This window comes from Chryseobacterium ginsenosidimutans, assembly GCF_024807225.1.
Taxonomy (GTDB): domain Bacteria; phylum Bacteroidota; class Bacteroidia; order Flavobacteriales; family Weeksellaceae; genus Chryseobacterium; species Chryseobacterium ginsenosidimutans.
Genome location: NZ_JANUCO010000001.1, coordinates 41126 through 55022, shown reverse-complemented (window position 1 = coordinate 55022; position 13897 = coordinate 41126). Strand labels below are relative to the sequence as shown.

The window sequence follows — 13897 nt, the reverse complement described above, 5'->3', positions numbered from 1 at the left end:
AAACTAATACTAAGACATGAAATGTGCAATTATAACAGGGGGATCCCGAGGAATTGGAAGGGCAATCTGTATAAAACTGGCGGAAGAAAAAAATTATCATATTTTAATTAATTATACTTCAAACGAAACGGCAGCAAAGGAAACGTTGGCGAAAGTTGAAGAATTGGGTTTCTACAGGTGAAATTCTTAAATTCGATGTAGGAAATGCCGAAGAAACGCTTAAAGTTTTAGGAGAATGGCAGGAAAACAACCCGAAAGCTATTGTTGAAGTGATCGTAAATAATGCCGGAATCACAAGAGACGGCTTATTCATGTGGATGCCGAGTGAAGATTGGAACGCGGTGATTAACACGAGTTTAAATGGTTTTTTCAACGTAACGAATTTCTTTATTCAAAAATTGTTGCGTAATAAATACGGCAGAATTATCAATATGGTTTCTGTTTCCGGAGTGAAAGGAACGGCAGGACAAACCAATTATTCTGCAGCAAAAGGCGCCTTAGTTGGAGCTACAAAAGCTTTGGCTCAGGAAGTGGCGAAAAGAAATATCACTGTAAATGCAGTTGCACCGGGATTCATCAAAACGGATATGACTCAGGATTTTAACGAAGATGAATTGAAGGCAATGATTCCCGCGAACAGATTTGGTGAAGCAGAAGAAGTGGCAGATTTAGTTGCATTTTTAGCTTCCAGAAAATCATCGTACATTACAGGTGAAGTGATTAATATCAACGGCGGAATCTACTCCTAATTAATGTAACAATATACCAATGTACCGATATACCAATGAATAACAACGTGGGTTTGCGATTGTTACATTGTTAGATTGATACATTGTTAAATTTATAAAGATGGAAAATAGGGTTGTAATTACTGGAATGGGAATTTATTCCTGCATCGGAACTTCTTTGGACGAGGTGAAAGAATCGTTATTTCAAGGAAAATCCGGGATTGTTTTGGTGGATGAAAGAAAAGAATTTGGTTTCAGATCAGGATTATCGGGTGTTGTTCCGAAGCCTGACTTAAAAAATCTTTTGAACAGAAGGCAACGTGTAAGCATGGGCGAAGAAAGCGAATATGCTTATATTGCCACGCTTAATGCTTTAAAACAGGCAAATATAGACCAGGACTTCCTAGACAACAATGAAGTCGGTATTTTATACGGAAACGACAGTGTTTCTCAGGCAGTGGTAGAATCTATCGACATTGCAAGAGAAAAAAAAGATACTACTTTGATGGGCTCAGGAGCGATTTTCAAATCGATGAACTCTACAGTTACGATGAATCTTTCCACGATCTTTAAGTTAAGAGGAATCAATTTAACCATCAGCGCGGCTTGTGCAAGCGGTTCTCATTCTTTGGGACTCGCTTATATGATGATTAAAAACGGTTTTCAGGATTTGATTGTTTGTGGAGGAGCTCAGGAAACCAACAAATATTCGATGGCGAGTTTTGACGGATTGGGCGTTTTTTCTGTGAGAGAAGACGAACCTACAAAAGCTTCAAGACCTTTCGATAAAGATAGAGACGGCTTAATTCCGAGTGGAGGAGCGGCATCTTTAATTGTCGAAAGCTTAGAATCTGCACAAAGAAGAGGCGCAACTATTTTAGCTGAAATTGTAGGGTATGGCTTTTCTTCAAACGGCGGACATATTTCTACACCCAATGTAGACGGACCGGCTTTAGCTATGAAAAGAGCACTGCAACAGTCTGGTTTACAGGTGAAAGATATTGATTATATTAATGCTCACGCGACGTCCACACCGCTTGGTGATGCGAATGAAGCGAAAGCGATTTACGAAATTTTCGGGAATGAAGTTCCGGTGAGTTTCTACAAAATCGATGACCGGTCACGAATGTTGGATGGCGGGTGCAAGTGAAGTTATTTACTCGATTTTGATGATGCAAAATGATTTCGTTGCTCCGAATATCAATCTGGAAAATCCTGATGATGAGGCGAAAAAGATAAATTTAGTCGCCAAAACAAAAAGTCAAAAAATTGACGTATTTTTGTCGAATTCTTTCGGATTTGGGGGAACCAATTCCGCATTAATCGTTAAAAAATTTAATTAAAAACATGGAAAGGGAGAAAATTATTGCTATTGTGAACGATTTTTTAGTAAATGAATTCGAAGTAGACGGCGATGAGATCAGCAATGAAGCAAACTTAAAAACGACTTTAGGCTTAGACAGCTTAGATTATATTGATATGGTTGTGGTGATTGAATCTAATTTCGGAGTGAAATTGGGTGAAGCTGACTTCAAGAAAATGATCACTTTCGCTGATTTCTATTCAACGATCGAGAACAAAATTGCTGAGAAAAACGCATAATTATCGATTAAAATTTACTCTAAATTAAAAATAACAATATACCAATTTAACAGTTTAGCAATGCTTTTTTAAGTCTAATCAATTGTTACACTGTTAAATTGATACATTGCTAAATTAAAACTATGAACAAGTGGAAAGGTAAATCTAAAGGCACCATATTGGGTTATAAAATATTTGTCTGGTGTATTAGAAATATTGGTATCCGAAGTTCGTATTTTGTGCTTTATTTCGTTGCAACGTATTACTTTATATTTGAGAAAAAGAGCAATCAGTACATTTCATATTACTTCAAAAGGCGACTGAATTACAGTTTCTGGAAAACAAAAATCTCTGTTTTTAAAAGTTATTTCACTTTCGGAAAAGTTTTGATAGACAAAACGGCTATTTCCGCAGGATTAAGAGATAAATATACCTACGAATTCGACGGTGTCGAAAACCTCAAAAATCTTTTAGAAGAAAAAAAAGGCGGCGTTTTAATTAGCGCCCACATCGGGAATTTTGAAATTGCAGAACATTTTTTTGCAGATATTGATTTTGATTGTCAGATTAATTTAGTCACAACAGATCAGGAAGTTACCGTCATTAAAGAATATCTTGAAAGCGTTACCGTTAAAAAAAGCAACATCAAATTCATCTATGTAAAAGACGATATGTCGCATATTTTCGACATCAATGAAGCGTTGTCGAAAAATGAATTGATTTGTTTTACCGGCGACCGTTATTTTGAAGGCTCAAAATTTCTGGAAGGAGATCTTCTCGGGAAAAGTACAAAATTTCCGGCAGGTCCTTTCCTTATTGCGTCCAGACTGGGCGTTCCTGTTGTGTATGTTTATGTAATGAAAGAAAATAACCTTCATTATCACTTATTTGCAAGAGTCGCTCAGCAAGTCAAAAAACGTGATGCACAAGGACTTTTGAATTCTTACACCCAAAATCTGGAGTCCATGATTAAAAAATATCCCCTTCAATGGTTCAATTACTTTGATTTTTGGGATGATATGGATTAATTTCCTACTTTTACTCCCGAAAAACTAATATTTAAAACTCAAACCCATTAAGATTATTTAGAATTAATTATTCAGTTTTAATTTGTACCTAATTGCTATCTCAAAGTTTGTCATTCCGTAGGAATCTAAGCGATGTTGAAATGCTTTCAGTAAGACAAAAGAGAACTTATATAGCTTTTAATTCCCAAATTTCTTACCTTTAAAGAAAACGCATTTTCTCCATTGAAAAAAGAATACGACATACTTGTAATCGGTAGCGGATTGGGAGGTCTTGTTTCGGCTCTAATTTTGGCGAAAGAAGGCTTGAAAGTCTGTGTCCTGGAGAAAAATAATCAATACGGAGGAAACTTACAGACCTTTTCCCGCGACAAACTTATTTTCGATACCGGAGTTCATTATTTGGGCGGACTTTCAAAAGGGCAAAACCTCCATCAGTATTTTTCTTATCTGGAAATTATGGATGATCTTGAAATCCAGCAAATGGATGAAAACGGCTATGATAAAATCACTTTTGGAGACGATGAAATCGAATATCCTCATGCTCAAGGGTATGAAAATTTTGTTGAACAGTTGTCTCAGTATTTTCCTGAAGAAAGAGAAAATTTAGAAGATTATTGCGAAGAAATTCAGCGGGTTTGCAGTCAGTTTCCGAGATATAATGTGGTGGGAAAAGATAATTACAACGAAGAAATTCTCCATCTCAATACAAAAAGATTCATCGAATCGATTACTTCTAATCAAAAGCTGCAATCGGTTTTATTAGGTTCAAATTTCCTGTATGCGGGAGATTCAGAGAATATTCCGTTTTACGTTCATGCTTTGACGGTGAATTCTTACATTCAAAGTGCTTATAAATGCATAAAAGGCGGAAGCCAGATTTCAAAATTACTGATTCGAAAGCTTCGCCAATACGGAGCAGAAGTACATAAACATGCTGAAGTTTCGGAATTTGTTTTTAATGAAAATAATACATTAACAGGTGCGAAAACCAAATCAGGAAAAGAATATTCCGCAAAACAGATCATTTCAAATATTGAGATCCGTTCGACGATTAAACTGATTGGTGAAGCTTATTTAAAAAAATCCTTTTTAAACAGAGTACTGAGTTGGGAACCTGTTCCTTCATGTTTCAGTGTTTATTTTGTGCTGAAATCTCAGTCTATTCCGAATTTTAATTATAATATTTATCATTATTCATCGGAAGAAACTGGTTTGGAATGCCTATCAATACAAAAAAGAAAACTGGCCTGAAACCTATATGCTTTCTTCCACGCAATCGAAACATGATCCCGAATTTGCAGAAAGCTTAACCGCGATTTCGTACATGGATTTTGAGGAAGTGAAAGAATGGGAAAAAACCGTGAATACGGTTGCGGATGAACACGAAAGAGGAAAACAGTATGAAAAATTTAAACTGGAAAAAGCAGAAAAAATGATTGAGGCGCTGGAAAAGAAAATTCCGGATTTAAGAGACTCAATTAAGAAAATCTATACGTCTTCTCCGTTGTCTTACCGCGATTATATCGGAAGTTTCGAGGGGAATATGTACGGTTATGCCAAAAGTTCGGAAAACCCGCTGAAAACGATGGTTTCTCCACGTACAAAAATTAATAATCTGTTTCTCACAGGACAATCCGTCAATATGCACGGAATTTTGGGTTGTACAATCGGTGCGTTCAATACTTGCGCTGAAATGTTGGGAAAAAGCCTGATCGATGATCGATTGACACAAATGATTAATAAGAATAAAAGTGAAGAATAATATGTGGCGTACTGTCATTCAGAACAGAAGGAAGTGGAGTGAAGAATCTAATTTTCTAAAGACAGATTTCTCCTTTCTTCGAAATGACATTTGGAAGTTTTTATTAAGTATTTTTGTTATCTTCAATCTCACATCTTGTGGTGTCAGAAAATCAATAAAACACGTTCCTGACGTAAAACAATATTCATTAGAAATCCCGAAAGTCAGTAAAATCAACGATTCTACTTTTAGTTTTAATCAAAATTATCTGACAAAAAATAAACAGCAGCTTTGGGAATTGTATATCAAAGGGAATCCTTTGCAGTTGGGCTATAATAACGGAGCTTTGATGCAAAATTTAATGCAGAAACAGGAAGAAATCTTCTTTTCAAAGGTAGAAGGTTTTGTTCCTTCAAAGTTTAAGCAAAATTTATTACGTGGTTTTCTGAAATGGTACAACCGCAAAATGTATCTGAATGTAAGAGAAGATTATCAGGCAGAATTGTTCGGATTATCCCAATATTCATCGGATAAATATGATTTTATTGCCCCAAAGTATCTTCGAAGTTTATATTTACACGGCGCTCACGACATCGGTCATGCAATGCAGGATTTGATGGTTGTTGGTTGCACTTCTCTCGCAGTCTGGAACGAAAATACAGAAGACGGAGATTTGCTGATCGGAAGAAATTTTGACTTTTATGTGGGTGATGATTTTGCTAAAAATAAACTCGTCGAATTTGTAGAACCGGAAGACGGAATTCCTTATATGTCTGTAAGTTGGCCGGGAATGATCGGCGTCGTTTCGGGGATGAATAAAGAAGGAATTACAGTAACAATCAATGCGGGAAAATCGAAAATTCCGTTGACGGCAAAAACGCCTATTTCTTTGGTGACACGGGAAATTTTACAATATGCAAAAAATATTGATGAAGCTATTTCTATTGCCAAAAAGCGTAAAGTTTTTGTTTCCGAATCGATTCTTGTGGGAAGCGCGAACGATAAAAATGCAGTAATTATTGAAGTTTCTCCGGATAATTTTGGAGTCTATAAAGTTGAAAATACAAGCAGGGTTTTCTGTACAAATCATTTTCAGTCTGATGCTTACAAAGATGATAAAAGAAATCAAAAACATATTTTAGAAAGTCATTCTGAATACCGTTACGAAAAATTGCAGGAACTTTTAGAGGAAAACAAAAAATTGAATCCTGAAAAAATGGCTTCGATTCTAAGAGATAAATCGGGCTTAAAAGGGGAGAAGATCGGTTATGGAAATGAAAAGGCAATTAACCAATTACTGGCGCATCATGCGGTGATTTTTTCACCTCAGAAAAAACTGGTTTGGGTTTCTGCAAATCCGTATCAATTGGGAGAATTTGTCTGTTATGACCTGAATGAAATTTTTTCCGATAAAAGATTAAAAAAAGGCGAATTTGCCAAGTCAGATTTAAATATTGCGAAAGATCCTTTTGTAGATTCTCAGGATTTTAAAAATTATGAGGAATATAAAAAATTAAGTTCTCAAATTGAAGACGCTATTGATGATAAAGAAAAAGTGCTTTCAGAAGAATTTATCAATCATTATAAAAATTTAAACCCAGATTTTTGGTTGGTTTATTATCAAGCCGGAAAATATTATTTTAGTAAAAAAGAATATTCTAAAGCAAAAATTGACTTTGAAAAAGCTTTATCTAAAGAAATCACAACCGTTCCCGACAAAAAGAATGTTGAAAAATATTTGCAGAAAACAGTAAAAAAGTTAAAATGATTCCAAAAAGTATAAAGATTTTGTTTGCTGTCCCTTTTGTGATAATTGTTTGTTATTCTGTTTATTTAATCAATACATACAGCTCGATTCCTGATATTATTCCGATTCACGGATATTCAAAAAATACGGACGGGTTCGGAAGCAAAATGTTTCTGTTTTTACCGATTATCCTTAATCTTATTATTTTATTTTTCATTTGGCTGACTATTAAAAAGCCCGAAAGTTTCAAATTTCCCTATGAAATAAAAGAAGAAGATAAGGCAAAAACATATTATACCATACAGCTCGTTTTGGTAATTATGGCGATATTTGTAACGATTATTACAACACTTTTATTATTCTCGGATGTTGTTTATAAATAATGTATCATGAAGAAAATTTTAAGTTTATTTTTGATTTTTAGTGTATTATTTTCATTTGCTCAAAGTAAAAAAGAAGCAGGAAATGAGTTCATAAAAAATCTGTTTGTTGAAAAAAATGTAGAGAAAGCACATACTTTTTTCGATTCTTCAATTGCCGGACAGGTTTCTACAACAGATTTAAAATCTCTTGCAGACCAGCTTGAAGGACAATTGGGCGAACTTAAAAATATTCTTGAAGTGAATAATGAAAAAGATACGTATTATTTCTATTCAGAGTTTTCTAAGACAAAATTAGATATTCAGATCACATTTAATGAAAACAATAAAATCATCGGTTTTTATTTTACACCCCATAAAATTTTCGATAAAGAAGACGATAAAACTGCTTTGAAAATAAAAAGTGACGATATTGAGTTAAAAGGAACGCTTTTACAGCCAACGGAAAACAATCAGAAAAAATTAGTAATTCTTGTTCACGGTTCCGGACCGCAAGACAGAGATGAAACGATTGGTGAAAATAAGCCTTTCAAAGATATTGCTGAATACCTATTGAAAAACGGAATTTCTTCGTACAGATACGACAAAAGAACCTATTCACATCCTGAAACTTTCAACGATCAGTCTACCGTTGAGCAAGAAACGATCAATGATGCGGTAAATATTTCGAATTATTTTAAAAATAACGACAGTTTTAAAGGGTATCAGATTATTATTTTGGGACACAGTCAAGGTGCTTTTCTGATGCCGGAAATTGCTGAAAAAGCTCAGGTTTCAAAGTATGTTTTCATGGCTGGAAATGCAAGACCATTACAGAATTTATTGGTTGAACAGTATGAATACCTTCATAAAATAAATCCTTCCAATGTTTCTGAAAAAGATGTTCAGAATATGAAGAAACAAGTTGATTTCTTGAATTCTAATAAATTTAATCTAAATTCTCAAAAATCAGATCTTCCTTTGGAACAACCTGCCGCTTATTGGAAATATTTGGTTAATTATAAGCCTCTTGACGCTGTAAAATCAATCAAAGTGCCGATGTTTTTTGCACAAGGTGGAAGAGATTATCAGGTAACGGAAAAAGATTTTACCCTTTGGAAAAATCAGTTGAAAAATAATAAATCTGCGGAATTTAAATTTTATCCTACTTTGAGTCATTTATTTATAAAAGGTTCCGGAACGCCTTCTCCGAAAGATTATGAGATCAAAGGAAATGTGGATGAGGAATTTTTGAAGGATTTGACGCAGTTTATTTTAAAATAGATTCAAATTATTTTCATTTCATGTAATAAATTCTGTTTATGATTTTATAAGCGTTTGTGCTATTTTTATTGATTTATTCATTTTGTTTTAGCTGTTTAATTTTATTATTTTAATTGATTTTGCTTTTTTGATGTAAAATGTTTGGCGCTTACTAGTTTTATTATTTATATTCGTTTCCTTAAAACCATGGAAGCGAATGAGAAAAATATATTTTTTATCTCTTATCTTTTTATTAATGATTTTCTCTTGTAAAGATGATGAGAGAATGGAAGGAGTAAAGGTCGAAAGTTCTTTTGTTAATTTTGATATTAATGCAGTTCCTTATTCCAAATTATCTACTTATGCCTTTTTTAAAGGAGATCTTAAAAATTTAGATCCTGTCGATAAAGTAATTCCTTATGAACCTGCGAGTTCACTTTTTACCGATTATGCTTCAAAAAAGAGATTTATCTGGATGCCGCAAGATGTAAAAGCTACTTTTGATGCAGATGATAAAACGCTGAATTTTCCTATGGGAACGGTTTTGATTAAAAACTTTTATTACAACACCATACAACCCGGAAACACCACTAAAATTATCGAAACTCGATTAATGATCAAAAAATCAAGTGGTTGGATTTTTGCTGAATATTTATGGAATGATGATCAGACAGAAGCAAATTTAGTTACCGGAACCGACTTCACGAGCGGGAGTTCTAAAAATATTACATTCAAAAAAGATAATGGCGATGTGATTACAACTGATTATAGAATCCCTTCTGAAACAGAATGTTACGCCTGTCATAAATTAGATAACAAACCCGTTCCGATTGGTGTAAAGCCTCAAAACCTTAACGTAGCATACAATTATCCCAACGGACTGAAAAATCAGTTGCAAAAACTGGTGGATGAAGGTTATCTTCAGAGCTATCCTTCCAATATTGTTTCCACAGTGAATTATAAAGATACAAGTAAGCCTTTGGATATTCGTTTACGTTCTTATCTTGATATCAACTGTGCGCATTGTCATCAGGATAATGCACGCTGCGATTACCGGGCAATACGATTAAGCTTCAGCCAGACGACAAACTTGGCAAAATTAGGAGTCTGCATATTCGCAGATGAGCCTATAGATCCATCATTGGAAAGAATTATCACTCCCGGAAATCCTGGCAAATCTGTGATGCATTTCAGGTTGAGTTCTACTAATGAAAGCAACAGAATGCCTTTATTAGGAAGAACGATTGTTCATGATGAAGGTGTTGATCTTTTAAAACAATGGATTTCTGGATTAACTCAGAATTGTCCGTAAAAAATTGATAATAACAAAACTTATAACTCATGAAAAAAATATTCCCCCTTTTTTTCTTATTGTTAAATAGCACATGGATGTTTGCTCAGCTCACATGCGCCACAGCAGTTTCCCCTCAGTTTGGGAACAATCACTGCACCCGATGTTACAGGAGATGCGCCGACAACAGCCTGTTCTTTAGGTTCTTCCGGATCAAAAGGCTTATGGTATAAATATACTGCTACACAGAATAAAACGATTAGAGTAGCCACTTCAACTGCCGGACAAAATGCAGATACACGTTTGGTTGTATTTACAGGAAGCTGTACAGCATTAAGCTGCCTTACTGCTAATGATGATTTTGCAGGAACATTTTCTCAGGTTACCTTTAATGTAGTTGCCGGGACGACTTATTATATTGTATTTGATAATAAATATTCTTCCTTAGGCTTTAATATTACGCTTTCTGAAGTTGTTGTTGTGCCGGATCGCTTGTCTTTCACTTCACAATCAATATCAACAGGAGGAACTCTTAACAATTGTATTGTGGATATGAACGGAGACTATCTTGATGATATTGTTACCGTGGTAAGTCCTACTCAAATTAACATTTCTTACCAACAGACGGGTGGCGGATTTACCAATACGAGTTATACGGTTCCTACCACTACCATAACTCCGTCGTGGAGTATTGCTGCAGGAGATTATGATAATAACGGTTATAATGATCTTGTTTATGGTTCGGGAAGCGGAATTGCTTTTTTAAAGGCAAATTCAAACGGAACGGCTTATACTTCAGACAGGAAAACACAATCTTTTTTAGTTCAGAGAACCAATTTTATTGATATTAATAATGATGGAAAATTAGATGCTTTCATTTGTGATGATAACGCTCCGAACAGATATTATTTAAATGATGGTACGAATATGAATCATCATCAGGGAGGATTGGGAGATTTCCCTTCCGGCGGAAATTACGGTTCTATCTGGATCGATTATGATAATGACGGAGATATGGATCTCTATATTGCAAAATGTAGTGGAGGAGGTTCAGGTCCTGGTGGAAATATTGATGAACTGCACAAAAATAATGGAGATGGAACATTCACTAATGTTGCTCTTACGTCAAATATGGCGAATCCTACTCAGACATGGTCTGCAGCATGGGGAGACTTCAATAATGACGGATGGATGGACGCTGTGGTAGGAATTAATTCCACAAGCAATGGCTTAAGTAAAGTAATGAAAAATAACGGAGACGGAACATTTACGGATAAGTCGGTAGGTTCTGGTTATGATACGACCAATGCTTTAAGCAGAGAATATGTTGCGTATGATTTTGATAATGACGGATTTCTGGATGTTTTAGGAGCTAGTAATACGATCATGTTTGGAAATGGTGATTTTACGTTTGTTCCAAATGCAAGCGTCTATAATATTGATTACTATGACCGTCCCATCGGAGATTTAAATAACGATGGATTTTTAGATATTCAGAATGGTAATAACATTCTAATTAATGCCGGAAATACAAATAAATGGCTGAAAGTAACGCTGAAAGGAATACAAAGCAACAGAAACGGGATAGGAGCCAGAGTAGAAATCTATGGTGTATGGGGAAAACAAATCCGTGATATACAGAGCGGAATCGGATTCGGAAATATGAATACACTGAATGCACATTTCGGAATCGGTCAGGCTACAGCGATTACAAAGGTTGTCGTAAAATGGCCTTCAGGAATTGTGGATGTGATAAATAATGTAACACCAAATACAACATTACACGTCATAGAAGGAACATTCTTAGATGTGAAAGATGTTCAGACTTCTCAGGAAACATTCACGATTTATCCAAATCCGACGCATGATATCATCAATTTTAAAACGGCCAATAACTTTACTCCGGTAGAGGCAAAAGTATACGAAATGAGTGGGAGAATGGTTTTACAGACAAAAGTTGAACGAAATTCAATCTCTATCAGAGAGTTGAATACAGGTAATTATTTACTGATTTTAACGGATAAAAACGGTAAAACATATTCACAGAAAGTCACCAAGAAATAATAAAATTTTACTATAATTAATTACTGCAAGGTCGAAAGGCTTTGCAGTTTTTTATTAAAATTAATTATTATCCGGGCTCACTTTATTCAGAAAAAGAAAAGTGGCAATTCCAGAAATCGCAGACATCGCGGTTGCCAAAATGAAACTTCCGATAACGTATTGCAGAAGGTTGTTTTTTATTAATTCAAAATTCCATTCCTGACTTAGAATATTGCTTTCTCCGTGTACAAACGGCGATCCCAGAAACAATGCAGCAGCGATAATAAAAGGTATAAAAGGCGGTAAACTCACATTGGAAGCTACGAATGCCAATACTTTATTCAGCTTGAAAAGAACGGCAAGAGAAATCGTTAATAAAGTATGAAATCCCCAAAGAGGAGAAAAGCCGATAAAGACTCCAAGTGCGATAGAAAATGCCTTTGTACGGTTGGTTCCGTCGCTTTCCAGAACATCTTCTTTGATGAATCTTTTAAAACTTTTTTTTCTGAAATTATTCACGAAGTTTCTCGGAATAATATAAAGCAGAGTAATTGTCACCAAAATCGTATTTAGAATACTGATTCGGGTAAAATCCTTGAACGGTCTGAAATGAGAAACCCTTTCCGCAGGATCGTACAAAACTTTAATGGGAATGTTTTTTACGGGAACATGTCTCCACGCAGTTCGCACAATAATTTCAATCTCAAATTCAAATTTCGGCGTGAAATATTTCTTGGGAATTTTATGTAAAGGGTATAAGCGATAACCGGATTGCGTGTCTTCCAGCTTGATTCCTGTTTCAAACCAGAACCAGAAATTAGAAAAACGGTTTCCAAAACTGCTTTTCTTTGGGATTCCGTCCTGCGACATATTCCGGTTTCCGATTAATAAAATATCTTTTTCTTCCCCAAGCAAAGCTTCTACAAAAACAGGAATATCATCCGAATAATGCTGTCCGTCGGAATCGATGGTTATTGCATGATGATAACCGAGTTCTTTTGCCTTTCTGAAGCCGATTTTAAGACCGTTTCCTTTTCCTTTATTTTCCGGTAGATTAATGGTATTAATTTGAGGATATTCAAGAAGGATTTTTGAGGTAGAATCGGTAGAACCATCGTTTACAACAATAATATTTCCGGTATAGTCCAACACACCGTCGATCACTCTTTTCAGAGTTTTTTCGTTGTTATAAGTAGGAATTAAAATGCATATTTTCTTTTCAGAAATTGCATTTTGTACTTCAGGAAGGGTCATTGTTTTATTTTAATGTTGCTCTTTCTGCTTCTGTCATTGTTTTGGATTGAGCGGCAAATCTTTTAATATAATTTTTCAACGTTGTATTTTGCTTGCTGTAATTATTTAAGATAAATGCTTTGTCATCTTTAAGACCTCCTCTGTATCCTACAATTTTCGGAATATTTTCCTGAACGCTCATTCTTATCAATCTCAGTTCAATATTGTTTGGATTAGATTTAATAATACTTTCAAGATTTGTGGCTCCCGATTTTACAAGAGCTTTTCTGTTTTTGATTGCAATTTTAGCTTCCATAATCTGTGCAGCAGCTTTATAACCGGTGGTCACTGCATCAGAACCGGATTGCTTTTCGGCAATATTGATGAAAGCTTCTGTATTTGCATTAGACGAATTTGCCTTTGCATAGCTGTTTCTTAATGCTTCAAGATCGGTCTGGAAGAAAAAAATAAAAGCTGTGATGAATGACAGGATCAATTTCATGATGCCAATTTTTTATAGTTTACTGACAGTTTTAATGCAATAGTCTCGCCAAAAGAAGTGATATTTTTTACCTTCACTTCTTCTTCGGTTTGCGTAATGTCTAATTGTAATTTCAGATCCGGCGTTTCAAAAGGATTGATAATCGCCATGAATTTCACATTAGAAGCCGTTTTTAAGAATAATGGCAAGCCTGTAAATTCTTCAGTTAATTCTTTTACGATCTGCATCATACAAACACCCGGAGTCACCGGATTTCCAGGGAAATGTCCTTTGAAAATATCATGATCTTTGTTTAAAGAAATAGTAGCTACAAAACTTCCGTTTTCTGCCTTTTCGTATGATTGTAACGTATAAAAGTCTGTAAGAATGGTCTGCATAAAA

General features: G+C 34.9%; 10 protein-coding genes and 3 pseudogenes. 10 read left to right on the top strand and 3 right to left on the bottom strand.

The genetic code is table 11. The features are described from left to right. Window positions 1–16: 16 nt before the first annotated feature. From flxB to J3D55_RS00225, 10 genes and pseudogenes are all read left to right on the top strand, one after another. A pseudogene (gene flxB / locus J3D55_RS00270) lies at window positions 17–749 on the top strand (flexirubin biosynthesis SDR family reductase FlxB). 100 nt (window positions 750–849) lie between these two features. Next, window positions 850–2071, top strand: a pseudogene (locus J3D55_RS00265) (beta-ketoacyl-[acyl-carrier-protein] synthase family protein). Between the two features lie 4 nt (window positions 2072–2075). Beyond that, entirely contained in the window at window positions 2076–2330 is a 255-nt protein-coding gene (locus J3D55_RS00260) for an acyl carrier protein (protein WP_259127148.1), read from the top strand. A 122-nt stretch (window positions 2331–2452) separates the two neighbouring features. After that, on the top strand, window positions 2453–3337 hold the full coding sequence (locus J3D55_RS00255) for a lysophospholipid acyltransferase family protein (protein WP_259127147.1): 885 nt from the start codon (window positions 2453–2455) through the stop codon (window positions 3335–3337). A gap of 222 nt (window positions 3338–3559) precedes the next feature. After that, window positions 3560–5099 (top strand): annotated as a pseudogene (locus tag J3D55_RS00250) (phytoene desaturase family protein). Between the two features lies 1 nt (window position 5100). Further along, window positions 5101–6846, top strand: coding sequence for a C45 family autoproteolytic acyltransferase/hydrolase (locus tag J3D55_RS00245; protein ID WP_259127146.1), 1746 nt, complete (start codon window positions 5101–5103; stop codon window positions 6844–6846). Further along, entirely contained in the window at window positions 6843–7208 is a 366-nt protein-coding gene (locus J3D55_RS00240; protein WP_259127145.1) for a hypothetical protein, read from the top strand. Before J3D55_RS00245 ends, J3D55_RS00240 begins: the two co-directional genes overlap by 4 nt. Window positions 7209–7214: 6 nt before the next feature. After that, window positions 7215–8468 (top strand): alpha/beta hydrolase, encoded by a 1254-nt coding sequence (locus J3D55_RS00235; RefSeq protein ID WP_259127144.1) that lies wholly within the window; start codon window positions 7215–7217, stop codon window positions 8466–8468. Window positions 8469–8664: 196 nt separating this feature from the next. Then, entirely contained in the window at window positions 8665–9759 is a 1095-nt protein-coding gene (locus J3D55_RS00230) for a hypothetical protein (protein ID WP_259127143.1), read from the top strand. A gap of 81 nt (window positions 9760–9840) precedes the next feature. Beyond that, window positions 9841–11802, top strand: coding sequence for an FG-GAP-like repeat-containing protein (locus tag J3D55_RS00225; RefSeq protein ID WP_259127142.1), 1962 nt, complete (start codon window positions 9841–9843; stop codon window positions 11800–11802). Window positions 11803–11862: 60 nt separating this feature from the next. Here the strand turns inward: J3D55_RS00225 and J3D55_RS00220 are convergent, their stop codons facing one another. The 3 genes from J3D55_RS00220 to J3D55_RS00210 are packed head-to-tail and all read right to left on the bottom strand — an operon-like array spanning window position 11863 to window position 13893. Then, a complete protein-coding gene (locus J3D55_RS00220) occupies window positions 11863–13035 on the bottom strand; it encodes a DUF2062 domain-containing protein (RefSeq protein ID WP_259127141.1) in 1173 nt (390 codons plus the stop codon). Between the two features lie 4 nt (window positions 13036–13039). Further along, complete coding sequence (locus tag J3D55_RS00215) at window positions 13040–13516, bottom strand: hypothetical protein (RefSeq protein WP_259127139.1); 477 nt, start codon at window positions 13514–13516, stop codon at window positions 13040–13042. Then, on the bottom strand, window positions 13513–13893 hold the full coding sequence (locus J3D55_RS00210; protein WP_259127138.1) for an ApeI family dehydratase: 381 nt from the start codon (window positions 13891–13893) through the stop codon (window positions 13513–13515). The genes J3D55_RS00215 and J3D55_RS00210 overlap by 4 nt, the downstream gene beginning before the upstream one ends. Between the last annotated feature and the right edge of the window lie 4 nt (window positions 13894–13897).